At 53.2% G+C, this 26,528-nt stretch carries 24 protein-coding genes; 10 read left to right on the forward strand and 14 right to left on the reverse strand.

The features are described from left to right. Positions 1–450: 450 nt before the first annotated feature. The 3 genes from hemW to GOC95_RS12180 are packed head-to-tail and all read right to left on the reverse strand — an operon-like array spanning position 451 to position 4,921. On the reverse strand, positions 451–1,659 hold the full coding sequence (gene hemW, locus GOC95_RS12170) for a radical SAM family heme chaperone HemW (RefSeq protein WP_275357393.1): 1,209 nt from the start codon (positions 1,657–1,659) through the stop codon (positions 451–453). A gap of 38 nt (positions 1,660–1,697) precedes the next feature. After that, positions 1,698–4,214 (reverse strand): FtsX-like permease family protein, encoded by a 2,517-nt coding sequence (locus GOC95_RS12175; RefSeq protein WP_275357395.1) that lies wholly within the window; start codon positions 4,212–4,214, stop codon positions 1,698–1,700. Next, a complete protein-coding gene (locus tag GOC95_RS12180) occupies positions 4,214–4,921 on the reverse strand; it encodes an ABC transporter ATP-binding protein (RefSeq protein ID WP_275357397.1) in 708 nt (235 codons plus the stop codon). The genes GOC95_RS12175 and GOC95_RS12180 overlap by 1 nt, the downstream gene beginning before the upstream one ends. A 65-nt stretch (positions 4,922–4,986) precedes the next feature. Between GOC95_RS12180 and GOC95_RS12185 the strand changes: the two genes are divergently transcribed. Further along, positions 4,987–5,562 carry an arylesterase gene (locus tag GOC95_RS12185; protein WP_275357399.1) on the forward strand — a complete coding sequence of 192 codons (576 nt, stop codon included), beginning with the start codon at positions 4,987–4,989 and terminating at the stop codon, positions 5,560–5,562. Between the two features lie 39 nt (positions 5,563–5,601). Here the strand turns inward: GOC95_RS12185 and GOC95_RS12190 are convergent, their stop codons facing one another. From GOC95_RS12190 to GOC95_RS12230, 9 genes are all read right to left on the reverse strand, one after another. Continuing rightward, on the reverse strand, positions 5,602–6,501 hold the full coding sequence (locus GOC95_RS12190) for a hypothetical protein (RefSeq protein WP_275357401.1): 900 nt from the start codon (positions 6,499–6,501) through the stop codon (positions 5,602–5,604). A 195-nt stretch (positions 6,502–6,696) separates the two neighbouring features. Then, on the reverse strand, positions 6,697–7,005 hold the full coding sequence (locus tag GOC95_RS12195) for an XRE family transcriptional regulator (RefSeq protein WP_275357403.1): 309 nt from the start codon (positions 7,003–7,005) through the stop codon (positions 6,697–6,699). Beyond that, complete coding sequence (locus tag GOC95_RS12200; protein WP_275357404.1) at positions 6,989–7,363, reverse strand: type II toxin-antitoxin system RelE/ParE family toxin; 375 nt, start codon at positions 7,361–7,363, stop codon at positions 6,989–6,991. Before GOC95_RS12200 ends, GOC95_RS12195 begins: the two co-directional genes overlap by 17 nt. Positions 7,364–7,518: 155 nt before the next feature. Next, positions 7,519–9,345 carry a DNA helicase RecQ gene (recQ, locus tag GOC95_RS12205; RefSeq protein ID WP_275357406.1) on the reverse strand — a complete coding sequence of 609 codons (1,827 nt, stop codon included), beginning with the start codon at positions 9,343–9,345 and terminating at the stop codon, positions 7,519–7,521. Between the two features lie 9 nt (positions 9,346–9,354). After that, positions 9,355–9,570: a hypothetical protein gene (locus GOC95_RS12210; RefSeq protein WP_275357407.1), complete on the reverse strand. Its 216-nt coding sequence runs from the start codon at positions 9,568–9,570 to the stop codon at positions 9,355–9,357. An 8-nt stretch (positions 9,571–9,578) separates the two neighbouring features. Beyond that, on the reverse strand, positions 9,579–10,202 hold the full coding sequence (gene rdgB, locus GOC95_RS12215; RefSeq protein WP_275357408.1) for an RdgB/HAM1 family non-canonical purine NTP pyrophosphatase: 624 nt from the start codon (positions 10,200–10,202) through the stop codon (positions 9,579–9,581). Position 10,203: 1 nt separating this feature from the next. Continuing rightward, positions 10,204–10,923 carry a ribonuclease PH gene (gene rph / locus GOC95_RS12220; protein WP_275357409.1) on the reverse strand — a complete coding sequence of 240 codons (720 nt, stop codon included), beginning with the start codon at positions 10,921–10,923 and terminating at the stop codon, positions 10,204–10,206. A gap of 12 nt (positions 10,924–10,935) precedes the next feature. After that, the gene (locus tag GOC95_RS12225; protein ID WP_275357410.1) at positions 10,936–11,853 is read right to left on the reverse strand and encodes a protein phosphatase 2C domain-containing protein; all 918 of its coding nucleotides are present in this window, start codon (positions 11,851–11,853) and stop codon (positions 10,936–10,938) included. Between the two features lie 10 nt (positions 11,854–11,863). Then, the gene (locus tag GOC95_RS12230) at positions 11,864–12,799 is read right to left on the reverse strand and encodes a serine/threonine-protein kinase (RefSeq protein ID WP_275357412.1); all 936 of its coding nucleotides are present in this window, start codon (positions 12,797–12,799) and stop codon (positions 11,864–11,866) included. 145 nt (positions 12,800–12,944) lie between these two features. Here GOC95_RS12230 and GOC95_RS12235 point away from each other — a divergent pair, with 145 nt between their 5' ends. The 9 genes from GOC95_RS12235 (at position 12,945) to recG (ending at position 23,330) form a co-directional block, all read left to right on the forward strand. Beyond that, positions 12,945–13,838, forward strand: coding sequence for a YicC/YloC family endoribonuclease (locus GOC95_RS12235; RefSeq protein ID WP_228518950.1), 894 nt, complete (start codon positions 12,945–12,947; stop codon positions 13,836–13,838). A gap of 182 nt (positions 13,839–14,020) precedes the next feature. Then, entirely contained in the window at positions 14,021–15,514 is a 1,494-nt protein-coding gene (locus GOC95_RS12240; RefSeq protein WP_194749631.1) for a circularly permuted type 2 ATP-grasp protein, read from the forward strand. Further along, positions 15,508–16,452 (forward strand): alpha-E domain-containing protein, encoded by a 945-nt coding sequence (locus tag GOC95_RS12245; protein WP_275357416.1) that lies wholly within the window; start codon positions 15,508–15,510, stop codon positions 16,450–16,452. The genes GOC95_RS12240 and GOC95_RS12245 overlap by 7 nt, the downstream gene beginning before the upstream one ends. An 81-nt stretch (positions 16,453–16,533) precedes the next feature. Then, positions 16,534–17,370, forward strand: a complete 837-nt coding sequence (locus GOC95_RS12250) for a transglutaminase family protein (RefSeq protein WP_275357418.1) — start codon at positions 16,534–16,536, stop codon at positions 17,368–17,370. A 52-nt stretch (positions 17,371–17,422) separates the two neighbouring features. Further along, positions 17,423–18,157, forward strand: coding sequence for a proteasome-type protease (locus GOC95_RS12255; protein WP_194749634.1), 735 nt, complete (start codon positions 17,423–17,425; stop codon positions 18,155–18,157). Further along, positions 18,157–18,768 carry a guanylate kinase gene (gmk, locus tag GOC95_RS12260; protein ID WP_275357620.1) on the forward strand — a complete coding sequence of 204 codons (612 nt, stop codon included), beginning with the start codon at positions 18,157–18,159 and terminating at the stop codon, positions 18,766–18,768. The genes GOC95_RS12255 and gmk overlap by 1 nt, the downstream gene beginning before the upstream one ends. A gap of 44 nt (positions 18,769–18,812) precedes the next feature. Next, entirely contained in the window at positions 18,813–19,028 is a 216-nt protein-coding gene (gene rpoZ / locus GOC95_RS12265) for a DNA-directed RNA polymerase subunit omega (protein WP_194749635.1), read from the forward strand. A gap of 6 nt (positions 19,029–19,034) precedes the next feature. After that, positions 19,035–21,251, forward strand: coding sequence for a bifunctional (p)ppGpp synthetase/guanosine-3',5'-bis(diphosphate) 3'-pyrophosphohydrolase (locus GOC95_RS12270; protein WP_194749636.1), 2,217 nt, complete (start codon positions 19,035–19,037; stop codon positions 21,249–21,251). Between the two features lie 15 nt (positions 21,252–21,266). Beyond that, entirely contained in the window at positions 21,267–23,330 is a 2,064-nt protein-coding gene (recG, locus tag GOC95_RS12275) for an ATP-dependent DNA helicase RecG (protein ID WP_275357421.1), read from the forward strand. Here recG and GOC95_RS12280 read toward each other — a convergent pair. Together GOC95_RS12280 and GOC95_RS12285 are read right to left on the reverse strand one after the other, a co-directional pair. Then, positions 23,327–25,303 carry a GGDEF domain-containing phosphodiesterase gene (locus tag GOC95_RS12280; RefSeq protein WP_275357423.1) on the reverse strand — a complete coding sequence of 659 codons (1,977 nt, stop codon included), beginning with the start codon at positions 25,301–25,303 and terminating at the stop codon, positions 23,327–23,329. The two genes, recG and GOC95_RS12280, sit on opposite strands and share 4 nt — an antisense overlap. Before the next feature lie 271 nt (positions 25,304–25,574). Then, on the reverse strand, positions 25,575–26,465 hold the full coding sequence (locus GOC95_RS12285) for a LysR family transcriptional regulator (protein WP_275357424.1): 891 nt from the start codon (positions 26,463–26,465) through the stop codon (positions 25,575–25,577). Positions 26,466–26,528 lie beyond the last annotated feature (63 nt).

The following is a 26,528-nucleotide window of genomic DNA, read 5'->3' on the forward strand; positions in this document are numbered from 1 at the left end:
ACGATGAAACGTTAGTCGGGCACGTTGAATTCAGAGCGCTAGGTTACTTTTCTATTTCAAAACTGAAACTACAAACCATTTTTTCACGGTGATCGAGCGGGCTGCGATGTAAAAAGTTTCGCATAGATGAAGGCGTGTGGTTTCATGGGCCCCTATCTGACGCGCCGAGTAGCGCAACCAAAACAAGAATAAAGGGAGCGACTGTTCGAGTCCCGCAGCAGCTCACGTACTCTGTGAGCTGCCAGGTCGAGTTTCGTGACCGCTTGTTTTGGTGAGCAACGCAGGAAACAAGCGTAAGCTAGGGTGCACTTTCTTTTGGTTACTTTATCTTTGTGCAAGCAAAGAAAAGTGACTCGCCGAGGGGCGACAGAGAGCGTGACAACCAATCACCGATCACACGCGTGGGCATATATGCCCACCCTACCACTTCACCTAATCAGCAAAAACTGATTAGGGTAAAAACATCCCTAATAACTCATTCAAAAACCGTTGCCCTTTGAATGTCGGTGCAATCACGCCGCTCTCCTCGACGAGCAACCCCTGTTGCTGCGCTGCCTGCAAAGTCGCCTGAATACTCCGCAACGGCAATCCCGTCCGCTGCTGAAACAACGCTGCCTCTACCCCGTCCACCAGGCGCAAGGCATTCATCATAAATTCAAACGCCAGATCGTCGCGGCCGATTACCCACTCCGTGTCCATCACCTGCCCTGTTGCTACCGATTCGAGATACTTTTTCGGGTGCTTATGCCGGCTCTGACGAATAATCTTGTCGTGAAAACTCAGCTTGGAATGCGCCCCGGCACCGATGCCCAGATAATCTCCAAACGTCCAGTAATTCAGGTTGTGCTGGCATTGCTGGCCCGGCTGAGCAAACCCCGATGTTTCATACTGCTGATACCCATGGCTGGCAAGTACCTTCTCGATTTCTTCCTGCATGGTGGCGCTGGTGTCGTCGTCGGGCAAGCTCGGTGGCGTGCGGTGAAACGGTGTGTTGGGTTCCAGCGTCAGGTGATAAAAAGACAAATGTGCAGGTTTGATCTGGCAGGCGGTTTCGGCATCTTGCAATGCATCCTCCAGGCTTTGCTCAGGCAATGCATACATGACATCCAGGTTCACTTTTTCAAAGGTATTTAGCGCCAGTTCGGCTGCAGCCAGCGCCTGTTCACGGTCATGGATACGGCCCAGCGCTTTGAGGTATTGCGGTTGGAAACTTTGTATGCCCAAAGAAATGCGGTTCACACCGGCATCACGGTAACCCTTGAAATTGGCGATATCCACTGTGCCGGGATTAGCTTCCAGCGTCACTTCGGCGCCATATTCCAGCGGTGTCAGCATGCGCACATGGCTGAGGATTTTATCAATCGACTCGGCAGAGAAAATGCTGGGCGTGCCGCCGCCAAAAAACACGCTGCGGATTTTGCGGCCCCACACCAGTGGCGTGGCTTGTTCGAGGTCGGCAATCAAGGCATCCACATACGCGGCTTCAGGGATTTCCTGCCGTGCTTCGTGCGAATTAAAGTCGCAATAAGGACATTTGCGCACGCACCACGGGATATGGATATACAACGAAAGTGGCGGCGGATTGGTGAGGCCGCTCAGCGTGATGTCGCCTTGTAGCGGTGCATCTTTCAGGCTATTGGCAGGATAAATCGGAATCATGCGCGTATTTTAACCTGTATCCATCCAGGCACAGGGACTTAAACACTTTGCAACAAGGCTCTGGGTGGCTGGTTAAACTGGTTGCGCGCCACCAGCCAGGCAGACAAGGGCACCAACACCATCGCCGCCAGCAAGGCCTGCATGGTCAGCCAGGCGTTGAACTGATAGTCCATCTCCAGCACCCCCGTCGCCAGATAATAGGCCGCAATATTGGTGAAAATATTGGCGACAACGCTGGCGAGTACGCCGATACATAAGAACTCCACCAGCATGGCCAGCACCACCTGCTTTCTTGAAGCGCCAAGCACCCGCATCAAGGTGCTTTCGCGCACGCGCTCTTCGCGGGTTGCCATCAGCGCGGCATACAGCACGGCCAGGCCAGCCAGCAGGCTAAAACCAAACACAAATTCAATCGCATAGCTCATTTTGCTGATCAGGCTTTGAATCTGCTCCAGCACCGCCGCCACATTGATGATGGTTAAATTGGGGAATGTTTTGACCAGCTGGTTCAGGGCGTCTTCTTTGCCCGCTGGCAGGTGAAAGCTGGTGAGGTAATTGGCAGCATAATGATCCAGCACTTTCGGTGGCGTCACCGCAAAAAAATTCACATGCATGCTGTTCCACTCCACCTTGCGCAAACTGGTGATGGTGAGCTCTAGCTGGGTGCCGGCCACATCGTAAGACAATTTATCGCCCAGTTTTAAATTGAGTGTTTCAGCCAACCCTTGCTCTAACGACAACAGCGGTTTACCAGCATCCTCAGCACGCCACCACTGCCCTGCCACCAGTTCGTTATCGGCCTGCATTTGTGCAGCCCACGATAGGTTGAACTCCCGCTCGGCCAGGCGCTTGGCGCGGTCATCTTTGTACGCTTCAATATTAAGTGGCTTACCGTTTACTGAGATCAGCCTTGCGCGCACCATGGGAAAAATATCCGCATGCTGAATAGCATGCGCACTTAATAGCGCATTGATGCCGGGAATCTGGTCGGCCTGGATATTGATGACAAAACGGTTAGGCGCATCTGCGGGTAACGAGGTCTGCCAGTTTTTCAGCAGGTCATTACGCACAAATGCCAGCAGCAAGATCGCCATCAGGCCCATGCTTAAGCCAACCACCTGGGCGATGGTCAACATCGGTCGGCGCCTTAAGCCCATGAAACCGAGCTTGATCACACCGAAATTTCGCACGCTGAACGTCTGCACGAAACGCATGCCCGCATAAGCCAGCAAACCAGCCACCACGACCAATCCAAATAACGCAGCCAATACAATCCCGGCCAGCTTGATATCCCCCGCATGCCAGAACACCAGCCCGGCCAATACCAGCAATGCGGGTAAAAACATCAGACCATGGCTGCGCACATTGCCTTCTAAATCCTGACGCAAAATACGCAGTGCAGGCACCGCCCGTAAACGCTGTAATTGCGGCCACACCACCGTCAGCAAAGTAGCAAAGCCAGTGGCGAAACCCAACAAGACCGGCATCCAGCCCGGGGCTGGCAACGTTTCGAGAAACAGGCGGCCAGCAAGTATCGCCAAGCCATATTGCGCGGCAAAGCCCAGCACACACCCGATCACGCTACCCACCAATGCCAACAGCAAGGTCTGGTAGAGCAAAATCTGCGTAATCAGCTTTTTGGTCGCGCCAAAACAGCGCATCAACGCATAGGCATCCAGGCTTTTTTGCACATAGGGGATGCTAGCCAGTAACATCGCCACCATCGCCAGAATCACGCCGACCATGGAGGCAATGCCGAGAAACTGTTGCGCCTTGTTTAGCGCACTGCGCATTTCCGGGCGGGCGCTGCGGATATCATCTACGCGCTCACCTCGGGCTAGTTGCGGCTTCAGCCAATCGGCGTAATCTTCCATAGCCTGATTCACCGCTGCGCCATCGGTATTGGCGGCGACCAGCAACTGGTATTTCACCCGGCTACCAAACTGGACCAAGCCGGTCGCAGGCACATCGGCGCTATTCATAAACAGGCGCGGCGCAATGCTAAACATATCTCCGCCACGCGACGGCTCCTGCAATACCAATGCCGCGAGGGTAAACTGACTTTCACCTACGCTGACCTCATCGCCTATCTTCAATGCGAGTTTTTGCGCCAGTCTCGGCTCCATCCACACCGTTCCACGTGCTGGGATAGTTGCAGAAAATGGTTCAGCTTTCGCTGTGGTCGTTGACTGCTTGCTGATGGTCAAATGACCACGCAGCGGAAAACCGGTTTCCACCGCCTTGATCTCGGCCAGCTCGCTACTTTCGCCTTTCAGCACCATGCTGGAGAACTCCAGCGCTTGCGTGGTCTGGTACTGGCGGCGCTGTGCCTCGGCAAGATACTTTTCCGGGAGAACATGGTCTGAATTCACCACCAGCTCCGCCCCAAGCAGCACATTGCCCTGGGTTTGCATGCTGGCTTTGATACGGTCCGTGAAAAAGCTGACTGAGGTGGTTGCCGTCACCGCCAGGATTAGCGCAAACAGCAATACGCGGATTTCACCCGAAGACCACAGGCTGCGGCACTGACGCCAGGCGATGGAGAAGGCGAACATTAATGCGCCCCTGCCTGCGTGTCGGCTATCGTAATCTCACTGAGCACGCCACCCTGCAAATTCAACACGCGCTGGCAACGCCTTGCCAGATTCATATCATGCGTGACCAGCACCAGCGTGGTGCCGCTCTTGGCGTTTAAATCGAACAACAATTTGATAATCGCCTCACCGGTCGCCACATCCAGGTTACCGGTTGGCTCATCGGCGAATAAAATAGACGGCTTGGCAGCAAATGCCCTGGCAATCGCCACCCGCTGCTGCTCACCGCCTGACAACTGTTTTGGGTAATGCGTGGCCCGTGCTGCCAGACCTACACTGTCGAGAGCAGCGGTGGCAGTCGCCTGCGCATCCCGCTGGCCCGCCAGCTGCAATGGCAGCATCACGTTTTCCAACGCGGTCAGTGAACCCAGCAATTGGAATGATTGAAAGACAAATCCCATGTATCTGGCACGCATCGCCGCACGGCCATCTTCATCCATCTGGCCGATATCTTCACCGGCAATCAGGACTTTTCCGCTGGTTGCCGTGTCCAATCCAGCCAGTAATCCCAGCAATGTCGATTTACCCGACCCCGAGCTGCCAATAATTGCCAGCCGCTCCCCCTGGGGCACGGCCAGATTCAAACCAGCCAAAATGGGGAGTGTTGTATCATTGCTGACAACCGATTTACTTAACGATACCGCTTCAACGGCATAAGGGCTTTGCATTAATGATGTTCCGATTTCTTCATTTATTGATCGTGTTACCTGCTTTGTTGTTTAGCCACTTGGCCATGGCAGAGACAACTTCCAAACAAACAATACTGGTATTTGGAGACAGCCTATCCGCCGCCTATGGCATCCCTAAAGAGCAAGGCTGGGTGAATCTGGTCGCGCAACGTTTAAAAGACAACCAATTGCCCTACGAAGTTGCCAACGCCAGTGTTAGCGGTGAAACCACCGCTGGCGGACTCAGCAGATTACCTGCGGCACTTCAACAGTTTAAACCCAGTATCGTCGTGATAGAACTAGGCGCCAATGATGGCCTGCGCGGCTTACCACTGGATGCAATGAAGAGTAACCTTGAAAAGATGATTCACGCCAGCAAGCAGATCAATGCGCAGGTGGTCTTGCTAGGGATGTTTATTCCACCGAATTATGGCCCGAAATACACCAATGGTTTTAAGGCGGTTTACCTGGATTTATCAGAAAAATATAAAACGCCTTTTATCCCGTTTTTTCTGGATGGCATCAGCGGGCATAGCGATCTGGTGCTGGAGGATGGGTTACATCCTAATGTGAATGCGCAACGCAAGATATTGGAGAATGTTTGGCCGACTTTGAGAAGTCTATTAGCAAAGTCTAGATAATCAATACACCTCGACTTTGCTAACAATCCTTTAGTGAAGTCAAGAAAGCATCGAAGATAAAACTGGTAATAATGGTGCCATTGCTGGTCCAAGCACTTGCATATGATCGGCAAGAATACTCATGAATGTTTGATAGTGCTTCGTAAAGGTTGAAGTGCCTTTTGTAGACTCCAATTCAGCAACAACTTTTTCAAGTGATTCAGTTACTCTTGGATCCAAAGGTGTATCTTGAATGGCCTTAAGTAACTTAGAGAAGAACTCCTCATCACTCTTTTCTATATATTTTGCAGTTTGAGTAACATGACTACTTCCAGGCGCCAGATTTTGCACATTACCAGTAATGTAGGTATTAAATATCTGGTGAACTTTATCCACAGGCACAGGATTAGAATTTGGCTCGGCCTCACCAGCATTGGGATTTTGACTCTCTATCTCTAGTACAAAATTCAAAACTCTTGTTCTCACAGTGTCAACAATGGCTACTATTGCAACTGCAGGTATTACTTTCCATGCTTGCAGGCAATTCATATTTTGATAAATGCCTTGCCCAAAACGGGCCACAATATCTGGATTCCATGGCTCATGAAAAACGCTAGAATCCGTATCCTTTAACAAAGCTTCTATTGATGCAATAGGCTTCATTAGGTACGAGTGGCTTAAAACTTCACGCAACTCTTTTGGCACAGTTGAAAGCGGTATATCGGCATTACGTAATCCTGAACCGAATGCGCCACTGAAGTGACCTTTTGAATTAACGCTTAAGATACGATAATCAGGCAGCGACTCTTTAACACTATATCCTGATAGCTCAAACTCAATCCACTGCTTAAACTCAGAGCTATCTAACCTCGCCGCGAGTACTTTGCATTTTCTTAGCAATGTAGGTAAATCTACAGATCTGTCAATTGCAGCATTTTGAATTTGTCTTAATAGAGTCATGTCAATCTACTTTTAATGCTATAAATCACCCAAGTTTGTTTAGTTGTTAAGATTCGAGTTTTAGGCCGCTTAATGTCATGCAGAGAGGAATTCTTGCCCTTAGCTCTTCTTAAGTAATCAATAAATTCAAAGGCTATAGGGTTAGGTCTGATAAAACAACATTTTTAAGCTAAACCAACCCTATAGCCGCGCCAATCACAAATCTGAAAAATTCTGAATCTTGACTGAGCCCTCTGGAAATCTCGCCACAATTTCCAACTCCCCGCCCATGGCCTGGATATGGCTGCGTAGGGTTGATAAATACATGTCGGTGCGTTTTTCAATTTTTGCCACAGCAGGTTGCTGAATATGCAGTGCTTCTGCCATCATTTTTTGCGACAACCCACGTGCCTGGCGTAACTCGTGCAAAGGCATTTCTTGCAGCATTTGCTCCGTTTTTTGAGTCACTTTGGATTGCGCTTCTGGCGAGAGCGCGGCTTTAAGTGCACTAAAGTTTTTTGCCATCTATCAATCCTTCCTTTATCAATGCCTTGATATGTTCATCATAGAGTCCATCAGCAATAGGAATGTATTTTTCATACCATCGATCATCACCCGTTTTATCGCCGCCAATCAGCAAAATAACTGCTCTGCGAGGATCAAATGCATATAACGTCCTAAATGGACGGCCATCGTGCTGTGTTCTCAATTCACGCATGTGGCCATGCCGTGACTGGTTAATTGCTGATGAATGTGGAAAAGGTAACTGGGTGCCCAACGATTCCAGCAACCCAACAGAAGCGGCAATAGATACTTGCTCATCTTCATTCAGAGAATGCCACCAAGCTTCGAACTCATCAGTATATTCAACCAACCATGCCATCGTAGCCCCCCTAAAACATTCCGTCAATGGAATATTTTGTGTTCATATCTTAAATTAAATTATTAAAATATGTTAACAAAATGATGAGCTAAAAAGTATTGTTGATTGTTACGCCTTGTGCAATGGAAGTTTTAACGCGCATGCGTTTTTTAGATTTAAGCCATTTCTTCAAGCACCTGCAAAAAAGCATCTCCATATTTCTGCAACTTCGCCTGCCCTATCCCGCTAATCTGCCCCATTTCATCCAGTGTCTGTGGTTTGCGGTTATGAATCTCCAACAGCGTACTATCGTGAAAAATCACATAAGGCGGTACACCCTGTTCTCTTGCCAGTTCCAGCCGCTTGGCTTTAAGCGCTTGCCAGAGTGGGTCATCATTGGCACCTTCAAAGGCTTCTTTGGCGCGGGCGCTACGTTCAGCTTTGCTCATGCGTTTTTCGGGTTCGGCATCGCGGCGTAACCAGACTTCTTGCTCGCCTTTTAATACTGGCCTTGCAGCTTCAGTGAGTTTCAAGCCGCCATAGGCAGCCATGTCTGCTTCCAGTAACCCGGCCGCAATCAGCTGGCGATAAACACCGCTCCACTGGTTTTGATTGAGTGTTTTACCGATGCCAAAGGTGCTGACTTTCTCGTGACCAAAGCGCTCGACTTGTGGCGTGACTTTGCCTATCAGCACATCAATTAGATGGCCGACGCCGAATCTTTGACCGGTGCGGTAGACACAGGAAAGCGCCATTTGCGCGACCTGGGTGGCTTGCCAGGTTTCGACCGGGTGCAGGCAGTTATCGCATTGGCCGCAGGCACCTGGGTGGCTCTCGCCAAAATAACGCAGAATACTTTGGTGACGGCAGGCGGTGGATTCGCAGTAGCCTAGCAAGGCATCCAGTTTTAAGCGCTCCAGCCGTTTGCGTTCTTCTGAGGCTTCGCCGCTATCGAGCATTTGCCGCATGGAGACGACATCGCCCATGCCGTAGACCATCCAGGCATTTGCTTGCAGGCCATCGCGCCCGGCGCGTCCGGTTTCCTGGTAGTAGCCTTCCATGCTTTTTGGCAAATCTAAATGTGCGACAAAGCGGACATTGGGTTTATCGATGCCCATGCCGAATGCGATGGTTGCCACCATAATGATGCCCTCTTCTCGCAAAAAACGCCGTTGATGCAACTCACGTAATTGCGCAGGCAACCCGGCATGATAAGGCAACGCTGACCAGCCTTTTTCAACCAGCCAGGCGGCGGTTTCTTCGACTTTTTTGCGCGATAAACAGTAAATAATCCCTGCATCGTTCGCGTGTTCGCGCTCTAAAAATGCCTGCAATTGCTGGCGGGCATTGTTTTTTATGCCGACGTGGTAGCGGATATTTGGCCTATCAAAACTGGAAACGAACTGGCGGGCGTTTTCCAGATTCAATTGGCTGATAATTTCAGCACGTGTTGGTGCATCGGCCGTTGCGGTGAGCGCGATACGGGGCACATCGGGAAAGCGATTGTGCAGTACGGTGAGCTGGCGATATTCGGGCCGGAAATCATGCCCCCATTGCGAGACGCAATGTGCTTCATCAATTGCAAACAGGGCGAGGCCGGTGTGCTGCTGCACTTCATCGAGCAGGCTCAAAAAGCTGCCGACCATCAGCCGCTCGGGGGCGACGTAGAGTAATTTGATTTCACCGCTGATCACCTGGCGGGTGATGCGGGCATTATCTTCTGCGCTTAAACTCGAATTCAGAAATGCGGCATTGACGCCCAGTTGTTGCAGGGCTTCGACCTGATCTTGCATCAGGGCAATCAACGGCGAGACAACTATTGCCAGACCATCACGTGCCAGCGCAGGAATCTGGTAGCAAAGCGATTTACCGCCGCCGGTGGGCATGAGCACCAGCGCATCCTGCCCGCTGATGACATGTTCTACGATGGCTTGTTGCTGGTGACGAAACTGGTTGTAACCGAAAACGTCTTGGAGGATGTGTTGCGGTGAGAGGCTTGCCATTTGGCAGGCCTAAATCTTGTTATAAGGATTAACTAAGGCGTCGACAAGCTCGTGCAACGCTTTACGCATCTGCGCTTCGCTGACCTCCATCAGCAAGCCATCTTCCAGCGCGTCCTGGGCAATTTGTTTCAGCTCGTCAAAATTTTCGGCCATGACTTTGACCTTTTCGGTGCAGGACACCACCGAACCGTCATCGCGTACCCATTTTGGCCATTCATTACTCATGGTCTTGTTTACTCACCCAGTGTTTTCAGTTGTTGCAGCAGTTTGGCCATCGCTTGACCGCGGTGACTCAACTGACTTTTGATCTCAAGCGGTAATTCTGCCACGGTTTTGCCCGTCTGCGTATCCAGAAACAGTGGGTCGTAGCCAAAGCCTTCGGTACCGCGGAACTCACGCAGGATTTCACCGCGCCATAGGCCATCGGCAATGATCGGTTGCGGATCTTGCGGATGGCGCACCAGCACAACCACGCTGTAAAAATAGGCACGGCGGTTGGCGATGCGTTCCATGGCTGTGAGCAATTTATCGTTATTGCGCTCGTCTTGTGTGAGCAGGCTTTTGGCTGGCTGTGGCCCGGCATAGCGTGCAGAAATCACGCCTGGTGCGCCTTGCAATGCATCCACGCACAGGCCGGAATCATCTGCCAACGCGGGTAAGCCAGTGTGTTGGCTGGCATGGCGCGCCTTGGCCAGAGCGTTTTCAATAAAGGTGCCATACGGCTCGGGGCTCTCTGGCACATTAAACTCGGATTGTGGCAGCACTGCGAGATTGAGTGGTGCCAGCAAATGTGCAATTTCACGGAGTTTGCCTTTGTTGCCAGAGGCAATGACCAGTTTTTCAAACGGCAAGGCCATATTAAGCGGCCAGTGCGGTTTGCTGAATCACGGCAATTTCGCTGATGCCCTTGGCGGCAAGGTCCAGCATCTGGTTCATGGTTTCGCGGGCAAAGGGCTCGCCTTCGGCGGTGCCCTGAATCTCGACAAAGCCACCGTTGCCGGTCATGACCACGTTCATGTCTGTATCGCAGTCAGAGTCTTCGATATAGTCCAAATCCAGCACGGGTGTGCCTTGGTAAACGCCGACGGAAATGGCGGCCACAGAATCTTTGATCGGTGTTTCGGTCAAGAGGCCTTTTTGCAGCAAGGTAGACACCGCATCGACCATGGCGACATAGGCGCCGGTGATGCTGGCGGTGCGGGTACCGCCATCTGCCTGAATCACGTCACAGTCAAAGTGAATGGTGCGTTCACCGAGTTTTTCGAGGTCGATGATGGCGCGCAGACTGCGGCCGATCAGGCGCTGAATCTCTTGCGTGCGGCCAGTTTGCTTGCCGCGCGCGGCCTCGCGGTCCATGCGGGAACCGGTAGAACGTGGCAGCATGCCGTATTCTGCCGTTACCCAACCCTGGCCTTTACCTTTTAAAAAGCCTGGTACTTTTTCTTCTACGCTGGCAGTGCAAATCACCTGGGTATCGCCAAATTTAACCAGTACTGAGCCTTCTGCATGCTTGGTGTAATGGCGAATGATTTCGATGGCACGCAACTGGTCGTTGGCGCGCTGGCTGGGTCTGGTCATGGTTACTTTCTCTTATTTAATCAATTGCCGGGTTCTGCCCAGCGCTTCTTGTATCTCGGCAATCGCCTTTTCGATTTCTTCGTCAGTCAGGTCTAACGCATACGGACTGGGCGTGACCGGGCTCTCATTCATCATGGTGGTGGTGACGTCTAGCGGTAAATCCAGCGTTGAAATCGTCAGCGGGGTGACAATGCGTTCGCCCCACTGCAGCGCAATGGCGCTCATGTTATCACCAACGGTAATACTGGCGGCATCGGCATCGTCGAGCAAGCGCGTGACACCATCATGAATATCCGCCGCCAGCATGTGTTGCGCCATACTGATCTCGGAAACCACGTTCCAGACGCCATCCGAGCACAGCAACACCACATCGCCCTCCCGCAACGGAATCGGCGCGGTCAGCTCGACCTGAGGTTCACGATCCCCGCCGACGCAATTATAAATTTTATTGCGGTGCGGGTGATGGTTAACCTCGTCAGCGCGGATTTTACCCTCGCGCAACAAGGATTGCACCACAGAATGATCTTGGGTTTGAAACTCGACCAGGCCGTTGCGGTAGAGGTAGGCGCGGGAATCGCCGACATGGGCGCAAAACAGTTTGTTGTGTTGAATCAAAGCCACGACGATGGTGGTCCGCGGGGACTCTTGCAGACGCTTTTGCAGTCGGACGTTTTCGATCACCTCATGCACCTGTGCAATCTGCTCGCGCAAAAATTGCGCGGGTTGCGCAATCATGGGCTTTGATTCGCGCTGAAAGGCATCGATCATGGTTTTGACCGCGATTTCGGCCGCCACATCGCCATGCTGGTGCCCGCCCATGCCGTCTGCCAACACCATAAAAATGGCATGCCGATGGTAAGAGTAAGCCAGCCGGTCCTGATTATAGGGTCGCGGCCCTTGGCGACTGCCTTGTGCAATGGTGAATTTCATAGGATGAATTTCATAGTGGCTTGGTCAACACTTTAATAATTTTATCCACCAGCGAGCCACGCGGATCTTCAGCCACATGGATGCCGATCATTTTTTTCTGCAATGAAAACACACTTTGCGGTCTGAGCATGTAGTCCAGCTGCATGCACTCATCAATAATCGCCAGCAATTTTTCAGAGTAGATCTGTTGCCCCAACTCCACGGCCGGCACCAGCGTATCGTGCTTGAGGCGCTGGTTGGCCGCGATCGGCGAGGCCCGGTGCAGACAGGCATACATACTGGCGCCTATGCTGTAAATATCGCTCCAGGGGCCCAGGTGTTTGCGGTCTATATATTGCTCAGGCGGGGCATAGCCAGGCGTGTAAGTGGGCGCCAGCGTCACCTCGGACAAAGCCTGGCGCGCCGAACCGAAGTCCAGCAGCACTGGCGAGCCATCCAGGCGGATATAGATATTGGCCGGTTTGATATCAAGGTGCAGCAATTTGCGTGAGTGCACCTCACGCAACCCGTTGAGCAACTCAACGAACATGCGGATCAGAAAATTCTCGGGCACGGGCTGCGCTAAGGCCATGATGTAGTCTTGCAGCGATTTGCCACGCTCATATTTCATGACCATATAGACGGTGCTGTTGGCGCGGAAGAAGTTTTTCACGCGCACGATGTTTTTGTGCTCGATATTGGCCAGCGCCAGACCTTCTTCAAAAAAGCACTTCATGCCATGTTTGTAGGCGGCTTCATTTTTGCCATTAGAGCGGATATGCGTATCGCCCTCGCGCTCGGCCAAGGTCACCGGCATGTATTCCTTGATAGCAACCGTGGTTTTCTGCGCATCTTGCGCCAGATAGACGAAGCTGAACCCGCCCAGACTCAGCACCTTGGTAATGGTGTAGTCATGCAGCACAGTGCCTACCGGCAAGGCAAAATCGTATTTATGAGCGAGCTTCACTAGCGCTTTAACGTCACAATCATGGCTTTTATTAAGGGCATGGCATCAGCAGAGGCTGTGATTTCTTCTGCGCGCCGCCTTGTTTGTACCATTTTCGCATAACGATACCGCATTTGATACAATCAGTGAGTTTGCCAGGAGCCAGATGATGACGATAAAAAATTCCCCCGCTAGCCAACCGATGTTGAGCATGACCGGCTTTGCGGCCACTGAAAGCCGCTTTACTGGCGGGCTGCTGCTGATTGAGCTGCGTGCAGTCAACCACCGTTATCTTGAGCTCAATGTCAAAATCGATGACAACTTGCGCCAGTTTGAGGCGCAAGTACGTGAATTGCTGCAGTCCCGCCTGGGACGTGGCAAGGTGGAATGCCGCATCAATCTCAAAAGCGATGCCGCGGTGGCTAACCTGACGCTCAATCCTGAGATGGTCGGGCAGATCGCGCAAACCCTGGCGGCTTTACAGCAACATTTTCCGCAGGCGCAACCCGTCAATCTGGTTGAAGTGCTCAAGCTGCCCGGTGTTTGCCAAACGGAGAGCATCGATACCGAGGCCATGGCGCAGAGCCTGCTCAATGGCTTGTCGCAGGCCATTGATGAACTGATTGCCGCCCGCCAGCGCGAAGGTGAAAAACTCAAGCAAGTGCTGCTCGACCGTCTGCAAGGCGTCCGTGAGCAGATCAGTATCGTCAAACCACTGTTACCTGCCCTGATCAGCCAATATCAGGATAAACTGACCACCAAACTGCGTGAAGCCATGCAGGCAGAGGATGACCGCGTACGTCAGGAAATCGTGCTCTATGCCCAACGGATTGATGTCGATGAAGAGCTGGCGCGGCTCAATGCCCACATTGTTGAAATGGACCGCATCCTCACGGCTGGCGGCACCATGGGCAAAAAGCTGGACTTTTTGATGCAGGAAATGAACCGGGAAGCCAACACACTGGGCTCCAAATCGGTGGCGATTGAAACGACACAAGTCTCTATGCAACTGAAAGTGTTGATCGAACAGATGCGTGAACAGATTCAGAATATTGAATAAGCCCTATTTAACACATGGTTTGCACCAAAACCGTGATTCGAGAGTGCACCATTTAGGTGCGCTTTCTTTCTGAAACCCGCTCATATAAAACATAAACTCATGATTTAAATGGGTTTTACAGGCTGGCACACGGCTTGCTCTTGTTTAAATGAATTTTACAAGTAAGGCAAAGGTCCAGCACGATGACGCAAACGGCCAAACAGTTTTTTGATGAAATGCAGGGCTATGGGGGCAATGTAAGGGCGATTTACCAGGCCTATAACCGCTGGTTGGCGAATGTGCCTACCCAGCAACTGGCGGCCAAACGCGCAGAAGCAGAAGTCCTGTTCCGCCGCGTCGGCATCACGTTTAACGTGTATGGTGAAGAAGATGGTGCCGAGCGCCTGATTCCGTTTGATGTGATTCCACGCATGATTTCGGCCAGTGAATGGGCGCATTTGTCCAAAGGTGCCGTCCAGCGCGTACGCGCCCTCAATATGTTTCTGCATGATATTTATCATGATCAGGAAATCATCAAGGCCGGCATTGTCCCGCACAGCATCCTGACCAATTCGCAATACCGCCCGGAAATGGTGGGTGTGACTGTGCCTAACCAGGTGTATGCGCATGTGGCAGGGATAGACCTGGTCCGCACCAGCGAGTCGCAGTTTTACGTGCTTGAAGACAACCTACGTACCCCTTCCGGCGTGTCTTACATGCTCGAAGACCGCAAGATGATGATGCGGCTGTTCCCGGATTTGTTTAAAAAATACCCGATTGCCCCGGTGGAGCATTACCCCAGTGTACTGCTGAACAACCTGCGCTCGGTCGCCCAGACCGGCGTCACTGACCCGACCGTGGTATTGCTCTCACCTGGCGCTTACAACAGCGCTTACTTTGAACATGCCTTCCTCGCCCAGCAAATGGGCATAGAACTGGTGGAAGGCCAGGATTTGTTTGTCCGTAATAACGCCGTCTATATGCGCACCACGCAAGGCCCGCAAAGGGTGGACGTGATCTACCGCCGCATTGACGACGACTTCCTCGACCCTCTGGTGTTCAAGCCCGATTCCCTGTTGGGCGTGCCAGGTCTGCTCTCCGTTTACCGCAATGGTGGCGTCACATTGGCCAACGCTGTAGGCACCGGCGTGGCCGATGACAAGGCGACGTATATTTACGTGCCGGAGATGATCAAGTTCTACTTGGGTGAATCCCCCATCTTGCAGAACGTGCCTACGTATCAACTCAGCAAGGAAGATGATCTGGCCTATGTGCTGGATCATCTGCCCGAGCTGGTCGTCAAGGAAGTGCAGGGCTCAGGCGGCTACGGCATGCTGGTGGGCCCCACAGCCAGCAAGCAGGAAATTGAAGAATTCCGTTTACGCATCGTCTCCAAACCCGCTAACTACATCGCGCAGCCGACGCTGGCACTGTCAACCTGCCCGACGCTGGTCGACCAGGGCATTGCGCCGCGTCATGTGGATTTACGGCCATTTGTGCTGTCTGGCAAAACGGTCAGTGTGGTGCCGGGTGGCCTGTCGCGGGTAGCGCTCAAAGAAGGGTCACTGGTGGTGAACTCCTCGCAAGGGGGCGGCACCAAGGATACCTGGGTGCTGGAGCGGGACGATGTCAGTGCAGAAACCGTGCAGTCGCAAATGGCTGCCCAACAAGCAACGCAAGAGGCCGTCATATGTTAAGCCGTACCGCAGATCATTTATATTGGATGGCACGTTATATCGAGCGTGCTGAAAACGTGGCCCGTGTGCTGGACGTGACTTATAACATGTCGCTGTTGCCGTCAGACAGCAGCAACGAAGCGGAACTTTGGGATGCCGTGCTTGAAATTGCCGGGATCCGCGACATTTATGACAGCAATTACAAAGAGCTGTCGGCCGCCAACGTCATCAAGCATCTGGTCATGGATAGCCAGAACCCGTCCAGCATTTACAGCTCATTGCGTAGTGCGCGTGAAAACGCCCGTGCCGTGCGTGTGGCCATGACCACCGAGACCTGGGAAAACATGAACACGCTGTGGATTGAGTTTGGACAATATATCAAACAGGACCTGACCCAATCCGGTTTGAGCGAATTTTGCGAATGGGTGAAAAGCCGTTCGCACCTGTTCCGTGGTGTCTGTTTTGGCACCATGTTGCGTGACGAGGCCTTTAGCTTTGTGCGCCTGGGCACGTTTATGGAACGCGCAGACAATACTGCCCGCCTGCTGGATGTGAAGTATGAGTACTTGATGCCCATGCAAGAAGCCAATGACGGCGCGGTGGATTATTACGAATGGAGTGCGGTGTTGCGCTCGGTCTCGGCATTTCAGGCTTACCAAAAAGTCTACCGCGATGCCATTGAACCGACCAAGGTGTCTGAATTATTGATTCTGCGTGAAGACATGCCGCGGTCTCTGCATGCCTGTTACGCCGAGATCATGCCGATTTTGCGCCAGGTCGCTGGCAGCCGCCACACCGAAGCCGAGCGGCTGGCTGGCCAGATGCATGCCAGACTGCATTACGGCCGCATGCTGGACATTTTAAAAGATGGCGTACACCATTTTCTGGATGAATTTATTCTGGCCAACCGCAAACTGGGCGAGGAAATACAACGTAATTTTTTAAGCGCCACGGCCTGACGCCTGACACACGATTGCCATGAACCCCTCATGCGCAGATTGCTCTAAGACAGCACTGCGCTTTTTTATTTGGGAAGCGACATGCGGTTAACCATCGAACATCAAACCCAATATGTGTACAGCGAAATGGTGCCATACACCATACAGCAACTGCGCCTGACACCCCGCACGGACCCGCGCCAGCAAGTCAGACATTGGGAGATCAAGGTGGCCGGGCAGCTGACCCCGTTTGCAGATGCGTTTGGCAACCTGGCGCACACGCTGGTCGTCGACCAGCCGCACCAGGCTTTATTGATCACGGTGAGCGGTGAGGTCGACACAGGTGCCGCGACCAGCGCAGATACGGCAACCTTGCCAGTGACTGTTTTTTTGCGAGACACGCCCCTCACCCAGCCCGATGATGCCATCATGGCCTTTGCCAAAGACTTTGCCCATGCGCCCGCGCAAGCGCTGATGCAGGCCTTGCGTGACCGCATGCAATACAGCAAGGGCGCCACCGAGGTGAACACCCCCGCTGCACTCGCCTTTGAGCTGGGCAAGGGCGTCTGCCAGGACCATGCGCATGCTTTTATCGCCTGCTGCCGCAGCCTGGGCTGGCCTGCCCGTTATGTGAGTGGTTACCTGTTTACCGAGGATGGCAGCCTGATGCAAACCCATGCCTGGGTAGAAGTCTGGCAAAAAGAGACATGGCTGGGGCTGGATGTCTCGAATGGTATTCCGGTGGATGAAACCCATGTAAAACTGGCGGTCGGTCTCGACTACCGCAGTGCCAGTCCGGTGACTGGCTCACGTATGGGTGGCGGCCAGGAAGGCATGGCCAGCATGGTGAGCGTCAACCGCCAGACAGCGCTGAGCGAAGCGCAACGGCAGGCACACTTACAGCAATTAAGTGAGCAGGCACAAGCCGCCCAGCAATAGCAAGTACTCGCATGCTATGATATTTGTTAACTTGATAAATGACTGACTTGAGATGACTTACTGTGTAGGAATCCTGCTTGAACAAGGTCTGGTATTGGCCTCAGACACGCGCACCAATGCCGGGGTGGACCAGGTGGCGATTGCACCCAAGATGCATGTGTTTGAAGTGCCGGGCGAACGTATGATTGTGCTGCTGACCGCAGGCAATCTGGCGATCACGCAATCCGTGGTCAACCTGTGCCGCGAACAACTCAAGTCGGCAGAAGGCCATGCCAACCTGCACAATGTGCACTCGATGTTTGAAGCCGCCAGCGTGGTGGGTGCAGCCATGCGCAGCGTGCATCAGCGTGACGGCAAAGCACTCAAGGAGCACGGCATAGACTTTAGTGCCAGCGTACTGGTCGCAGGGCAAATCAAGGGCGAAAAGCCACGCCTGTTTAATGTGTATGCCGCCGGTAATTTTATCGAAGCGACCCCGGATACGCCTTACCTGCAAATCGGCGAAACCAAATACGGCAAGCCGATCATTGATCGTGTGATCAAACATCAAACCAATGTCACAGATGCGGTAAAATGCGTGCTGATTTCTTTTGACTCCACCATCCGCAGCAATATTTCTGTGGCCTTACCGATTGATTTGATGATATACCGAACTGATACTTTAAGCGCCGGCAAACGGCAACGCCTGACAGAAGATGACCCTTGTTATGCCAGCATCCGTAAAGGCTGGAGCGAGGGCCTGAAAGCCGTGTTCTCTTCCTTGCCTGACCCTGAATGGTGTGCATGATGAGTCACGGCCATTTATTTATTATCTCTGCCGCCTCTGGCGCCGGTAAAACCAGCCTGGTGCGCGCCATGCTGGCGCAAGACCCGATCCTGAAACTGTCTGTTTCGCACACCACGCGTGCACCGCGTCCGGGTGAAGAAGACGGCATCCACTATCATTTTGTTTCAGAGCCCGCATTTCTGGAGATTCTAGACGCCGGCGGTTTTCTGGAAAGCGCACATGTGCACAGCGCCCGCTATGGCACCGCGCAAAGCGAAGTCGAAGGCGCCCTGGCTGCCGGCCGCGATGTGATCCTCGAAATCGACTGGCAAGGCGCACAACAGATTAGAACCTTATTCCCCAACGCGACCTCTATTTTTATTCTGCCGCCTTCCATCGAAGCACTGGCGCACCGCCTCAACAGCCGCGGCCAGGACAGTGAAGCCGTGATTGCACAACGGCTGTCCGCCGCGCGTGAGGAGATGCGTCACGTGCATGAGTTTGATTATGTTACAATTAATGATAATTTTGACGTGGCCTTGCAGGATCTGATGGCGATTGTTCGCGCCCAGCGCTTGCAGTTAAACCGCCAGGTAGCCTGCAACGCGTCATTGATTCAATCCCTTACCTAAGCCGGCGCACGCCGCACTTCAGGTTCACACAGATAGAGGTTTTTATGGCACGTATTACTGTCGATGATTGTTTGGACAACATCCCTAACCGTTTTCAACTGACGCTGGTCGCGGCTTATCGCGCCAGACAATTGGCCAACGGTTCCGATCCACTCGTCAGTGGTTATTCACAAAAAGACAAACCGACCGTGATTGCCTTGCGTGAAATTGCTGCCGGTAAAATCGGTGTAGAGATCTTAGAGAAAAAGGGCCACGCTTAAGCAGCCATGCCCCACACCCAAGGCGACCATGCCCATCGCAAGTCCAAACCGCCGCTGAGCGAAGCGGACTTGCTCCCCGCTGACCGTGAGGATTCCCCCCTTACCCAGCTGATCCGCAAATATCTCAACGAAGAAGAAGTGCAACTGGTCTGGCAAGCGTATCGCTATGCCGACCAGGCGCATGCGGGACAAACCCGCAAAACCGGTGAACCGTATATCTCGCACCCGGTGGCGGTGACCTGTATTCTGGCTAAACTGCACCTGGATCTGCCTACCCTGCTGGCCGCATTGCTGCATGATGTGGTCGAGGATACCGAAGTCGACAGTGCCGCTATTGCCGAGCGCTTTGGCAAACAAGTGGCTGACCTGGTAGACGGCCTGACCAAGCTGGATAAGGTCGAGTTGCAAACTGCCATGCAGGCACAAGCGGAAAACTTCCGAAAAATGCTGCTGGCCATGAGCCAGGATGTACGCGTGATCCTGGTCAAGCTGGCTGACCGGCTGCATAACATGCAAACACTGGACGCCATGCGGCCAGAAAAGCAAAAGCGCATCGCCCGTGAAACGCTGGATATTTATGCGCCCATTGCCAACCGGCTGGGCCTGAACCCGATTTACCATGAGCTGGAAGACCTGAGCCTCAAGTATTTATACCCCAACCGCTACCACGTGATCGACAAAGCCATCCGGCTGGCACGCGGTAACCGTAAAGAAGTGATCAGCAAAATCCTGGAGGCCATCCAGAACCAGCTATTGCAATACGGCATTGAGTACGATGTACAGGGCCGCGAAAAGCATCTGTTCAGTATTTACAAAAAGATGAGCGAAAAGTCGATGAAATTGTCGCAAATTAACGACATTTACGGTTTTCGCGTCATCGTCAAGGACAACGCCGCCTGCTATCTGGCGTTAGGGGCGCTGCATGCGCTTTACAAACCTATTCCCGGCCGCTTCAAGGACTATATTGCGATCCCCAAGGCCAACGGTTATCAATCGTTGCATACCACCCTGTTTGGTCCGTTTGGCACGCCGATTGAGGTGCAAATCCGCAGCCAGGAGATGCACAACATTGCCGATGCCGGGGTGGCCGCGCACTGGCTGTATAAAACCACCGATGCCCACCTGACCAAGCTGCAACAACAAACCCACCAGTGGCTGCAACGCTTGGTAGAAATCCAGACCGAAAGCGACGATAGCCACGAGTTTCTGGAGAACTTCAAGGTCGACCTGTTCCCGGACGAGGTCTATGTGTTTACGCCCAAAGGCAACATCATGGCCTTGCCACGTGGCTCGACGGCGGTGGATTTTGCCTATGCCGTCCACTCTGATGTGGGCAATAGCTGTGTCGCGGTCAAGATCAATAACGAGCTGGCACCGCTACGCAGTGAAATGCGCAATGGCGACCATGTGGAAATCATTACTGCCCCGCTGGCCAAACCCAATCCGGCCTGGCTCAATTATGTGGTGACGGGCAAGGCGCGCTCGCATATCCGCCATTACCTGAAAACGGTCAAGGTGGAAGAGTCGGCACAACTGGGCGAGCGTATGCTTAATGTGGCGTTACGCGCAATGCATATCGAGCCTGGCGACATTAGCGACAAACAATGGCAAAAAGTCATGAATGACTATGGCAGCAAAACGCGCCAGGCCATTCTGACCGATATCGGCCTCGGCAAACGTAACAGCCTGATGGTAGCGCACCAGTTGCTGGCCCATCCAGCCGAAACCGAAGATAAAACCGGGAAAGTACTCGATACGATTACCATCCGCGGCTCCGAGGGGATGGCGGTTCAGTTTGCGCCCTGCTGCCGCCCGATTCCTGGCGACCCGATTCTGGGCTTTATCAATAAAGATAAAGGCCTGGTCATTCATACGCATGATTGCCCCGCCATCCGTAAATTCCGGCTGGATCCGGAAAAATGGCTGGATGTGGAATGGGATGCGGATCCGAAAAAACTGTTCAGCGTCAACTTGCGCATCACGGTGGTGGATGAGCGCGGCATGCTGGCCAAGATTGCAGCCACCATTTCCAATGCAGAAGCCAACATTGACAATGTGAGCGTGGAGACCAGCGACGGCAGCCAGTACTCCAACGTCAACTTTACCTTGCAGGTCCACAACCGCGTGCATCTGGCCACCTTGATCCGCAACCTGCGCAAGATCCAGCAGATCGTGCGTATCAACCGCGTCAAAGGCAACCAGGTGGAGCAGCGCATCCAGTAAGCCTGACTCGACCGCATGCGTCCCTTGAGCGAAATCAAAGGTCTGTCGCCTGCCCTGCGCAGCCAGTTGGGTAAACTGGGGATTACCTCGGCCGAAGCCTTACTGCTGCACTTGCCCTTGCGTTATCTGGATGAAACACGCATTACCGCCATCCGCGATTTGCGTCTTGGTGAACAAACGCAGGTTGAAGGTGTGGTGGTGCATCAGGAGGTCAGCTACAAACCGCGCAAAGCCCTCAATGTCAGCCTGCAAGATGACACCGGCATCCTGCATTTGCGCTTTTTACATTTTTATCCCAGCCAGATCGCCCTCATGCAACCAGGCCAGCGCTTGCGGGTGTTTGGTGAAGTGCGTGGCGGCTTTTTTGGCTATGAAATGGTGCACCCCACCCAACGCAAAGTCAGTGAAGAAACCCCCGTCAATCAGGCACTGACGCCCGTCTACCCCACCACCGCAGGCTTGAGCCAGAATAGCCTGCGCAAAGCGGTCAATCTGGTATTGCAGCCTGCATTGTTAACCGAAACTCTGCCCGCCTGGGTATATGCCTCCCTGGCCCTGCCAGACTTTGCCAGCAGCGTGCACTTGCTGCACCAACCCTCGCCAGACAGCCCGCTTTCCAGCCTGGAAGACCGCAGCCATCCGGCCTGGCAACGCCTGGCTTATGACGAGTTGCTGGCGCAACAGTTATCCATGCGCCAGCATTATGCCCGGCGCAAACGCGCCACGGCCCCCGCGATTGCAGACACCCATGCGCTGGCTGACCGCCTGCTCGCCATGCTGCCGTTTGAGCTCACCGCAGCGCAGCAAAAAGTGGTGCAAGAAATCCGCCAGGACCTGAGCCAGCCCTACCCCATGCAGCGCTTGCTGCAAGGCGATGTTGGCAGTGGCAAAACTATCGTCGCTTGCCTGGCCGCGCTACAACTGATCGAACACGGCTGGCAAGTGGCGATGATGGCGCCCACGGAAATCCTGGCCGAACAACATTACAAGAAACTCAGTAGCTGGTTACAGCCCTTGGGCATCACACTGGCCTGGCTGACAGGTAGCCAGCCGAAAAGGGAACGTGAGCAGTCACTGTCAATGATTGCCAATGGTGAAGCCATGTTAGCCGTAGGTACACATGCGCTGTTTCAGGACGAAGTGCAGTTCAAGCAACTGGGGTTGGCGATTGTGGATGAGCAGCACCGCTTTGGTGTCGGCCAGCGGCTGGCCCTTAGAAAAAAAGGCGCGACCAGCGGACAAGCCACGGCGCTGGAACCGCACCAGCTCATGATGTCAGCCACGCCGATTCCGCGCACCTTGTCCATGAGCTACTACGCCGACCTCGATGTGTCGGTGATAGACGAACTACCGCCGGGCCGGACCCCTATCGTCACCAAACTGGTGGCGGATGACAGACGTGAAGAGATTTTGCAGCGCGTCTATGAGGCCTGCACGCAAGGACATCAAGCCTACTGGGTGTGTCCGCTAATTGAAGAGTCTGAGGCCTTGCAATTGCAAACCGCTAATGACACGTTTGCCTATATGCAGAAGGTGTTTCCAACGCTTAAGGTCGGGCTGGTGCATGGCCGCATGAAACCGGTAGAGAAGCAGGCCGTCATGCAGGCGTTTGCGGGCAATGAGATTCAGTTGCTGGTGGCCACCACCGTGATTGAGGTCGGCGTGGATGTACCGAATGCGAGTTTAATGGTGATTGAACACGCCGAACGCATGGGCCTGAGTCAGTTGCACCAGTTACGTGGACGCGTCGGCCGCGGCGCTGCAAAAAGTACCTGCATCCTGCTATATAGCAAACAGCAATGCTCACAAATTGGCCGCCAACGGCTGAAAGTGATTTATGAGAGCAATGATGGCTTTGCCATTGCGCAAGCCGACTTGCATATTCGCGGCCCTGGCGAGCTGCTAGGCACGCGTCAGAGCGGCGTGCCCATGCTCAAAATTGCCGACCTGGAACGGGACGAGCACCTGCTTGACGCGGCGAAGCCCGTGGCCGAAAAACTGCTGCAGACAGACCCTGCAGCGGTGAGCGCACATTTGCAACGCTGGCTAAGTCAGGCGGAAGAGTGGATCAAGGTTTAATAGAGGCCAGTCTGCAATCTGGCCAAAGCCTCAGGCTGCGTCAGAATCGCCTGCAAGCAGGCTTCAAACTCAGCCAGTGGCACCGGTTTGCTAAACAAATAGCCCTGAAAACGCTGGCAGCCCATATGCTGCAACATGGTCATCTGCTGCTGTAACTCCACGCCTTCGGCAATCACAGAGTGACTCAGATTTTTGCCCATATTGATGATGGTTTGCACAATGAATGAATCGTAGTTGTTATGCGCAATATCTTTAATAAAACTGCGGTCGATCTTGAGTTCATCCAGCGGCAAGCGTCTCAATACCGACAGTGAAGACTGGCCTATGCCAAAATCATCCAGCGAGAAGGTGATGCCCAGCGCCTTAAGTGCCTTGATCTTGCCAATTACCTCATCAATGTTTTTTACGATCAGACTCTCGGTCAACTCCAGGCACAGGTGGCGCGCATCACAGCCACTGGCCAGCACAATCTCTGTCACCTGCCACACAAAGTCGGGCTGACTAAACTGCTTGGCACTGACATTGACGGATAGTTTAAGTCCAGCCGTGTGTGCAGAATCTGCCCAATGCTTGAGTTGCTGGCAGGCCTGGGCCAGCACCCAATGCCCGATGGGCACAATGTCGCCCGTCTCCTCTGCAATCGGGATAAACTGGTCGGGCGGAATCATGCCCAGTGTCGGATGTTGCCAGCGTAACAAGACTTCGGCACCAATGGGTTGCTGATCCGCATTCACCTGCACCTGGTAATACAACAACAGTTGATTCGCCTGCAAGGCAAATGCCAGCTCATTCTCAAGCGACGCACGTTGCTCGATTGCGGGATGGAGCGTCTCGTCATACATCTGGATACTGTTGAGCTTATCCGATTTTTTGGCCTGATACATGGCAATATCTGAACGACGCAACACCTCGGCTTCGTCGAAGTGATCCCCCATAAACAGGCAAATACCAATACTGGGCGAGGTGCGGTACAAACTGTCTTGCAGCTCAAACGGCGCAGAAAATACCGCCATCATATTCTCGGCCGCCCGATGCGCGGCAACCACCGCCTCTGCCTTATCCTTAGAGAGATCATCCAGCACGGCAATAAATTCGTCGCCGCCCATGCGTGCAATCGTATCGCGTTTGCGCAAGCTCAAGGATAAGCGCGCCGCCACCTGCTGTAGCAATTCATCGCCAGCCTGATGGCCTTTGCTGTCGTTCAAGCCCTTGAAATTATTCAGGTCCAGGCAGATGACCGCGCCATAACTTTTGTGCCGTGCACAGCGGGCAAATGACTGGTTGAGCCTATCCGTTAACAGACGGCGGTTAGGCAGCCCGGTTAAAAAATCATAATAGGCCAATTGGTGGACTTTTTTATTGTCCAGGTTAGAGGCAATGCGTAGCATGATATTGTCACGCAAACTGCTGGCCAGGCTGCGGCCGGCCACCGTCACATAAATCACATAGACTATAAATAGCACCGCCAGCGCCAGCGACAACTGTGTGCCATGTAGCACAAAGCGTGGAATCATGAACAACAAAATCCCACCCGTGAACAGATTACTCGTCGTGGTATCCACCGAATAGATGACGATGCCTGCCCCGCAGACCCCCACCAGCGCAAAGATTAAAAAGGCCTGATGTTCGGTATCGCTCTCGGGAAACAGCAGGATCCCCGCAAGACCCCAGGCGATGCCGCAAAACAGAGAGGTGGCGCGAAACCACTGCAACCATTGCCGGGTGTGTGCCTCACGCACCGGGTCTTTGGCATATTGGTAGGTTAAAAAGGCACGTGCGCCATAGGCCAGCAGAAAAAGTACGCTCCAAATCAGCAGAATCGGTGAGGCGATCAAATGCCGTTGCACGAGCAGCAACGCAGCCATGACAATAAACGCAGCCAGTAATGACCTGCGGTTATTGCCATACAGCATATCCACAATTTCAATGTGTAGCGCTGATGATTCTGCCGTGGTGTTGTTCAACGCACGCATCCCCCTGCCTATAATTGTTAATGTCTTAACAACGGTTAAAAGCGGCTGATACTTTAATTGCTTATCTTGGTATCATGCGCCAAAAAACGCAAAATGACAGCAGCCAAGCCACGATTTTTAGCTGAAGAATGGCAAAAAAATACTAAGAAATGTCAGTGATGCAAGCGTAACTTCAGTCGCCCCGGGTCACGGGGGCATCTACAGCGCCTATAGAAATAAAGTGAGTCCCCTCAAGGGATTGCGGGAGGCAGTCTTTAGAATTCGTGTCCGGCTAGGCCACAAACAATGGCTTCAGGGCAGTCACTGCCAGGTCAATAAACCCGCGTAGCTTGGGTGGCATAAAGCGCTGCTTAGGATACACAAGGTGCACCGCATCAGCTTGGCCACGCCACTCTGGCAACAGACGTTGCAAGCCACCCTGCCGCACCGCCGCCTGACAAATAAAGGTTGGCAATAAAGCCACCCCCTGCCCGCTCTCGGCCATGGTTTTGACAACACCGATATTATTGACCAACACCTGACCCGGCAAGGGCACCCGGATCTCATTGGTGCCCCGCTGCAACTCCCAATGATGCCGCCCCATGGGCGTAAACTGCACACAGGGATGCTGTGCCAGCTCGACCGGAGAGTTGATAGGCGCGGCCTGCTGCAAATAAGCCGGGCTGGCAAATAATGCCCATTGTATGGTTCCCAGCGATTTGGCAATCAGGCTGGAGTCGCGTAACTCCCCCATGCGGATCGCTACGTCCACGCCTTCTGCGACCAAATCGACATACCGCTCGGTCAACCACAGCTCCAGTGACAATGCCGGATACCGCGCCTGCGTTTCGGCTAGCAAATGTCCCAACAGCGCATCGCCCAAATCCGCCGGAGCCGTCATTTTCAATGTCCCTTGCGGCTGTTGCCTGGCCTCATCAAGTGCGGCCTCTGCCTCCATTAAATACCCCAGCCCGGTCGAAGCATGTTCAAAATACAGGCTGCCCGCCTCGGTCAGGTGCAAACGGCGCGTGGTGCGTTGCAGCAAGGTCACACCCAGCCGCCGCTCCAGTCTTGCCACCCGCGTGCTCACTGTCGACGTCGGTAATCCCAGTTGACGGGCGGCCGCGCTAAAGCTGCCGGCCTGCACCACCCTGACAAACACCGCCGCTTCGTTAAAGTCCATGATTATTCAATTAAATGAAAAGTAATTTCACATTTAACCATCTAGTCACCCGATTGTCATCTG

It is taken from the genome of Methylophilus sp. YYY-1 (assembly GCF_029132825.1).
Taxonomy (GTDB): Bacteria; Pseudomonadota; Gammaproteobacteria; order Burkholderiales; family Methylophilaceae; genus Methylophilus; species Methylophilus glucosoxydans.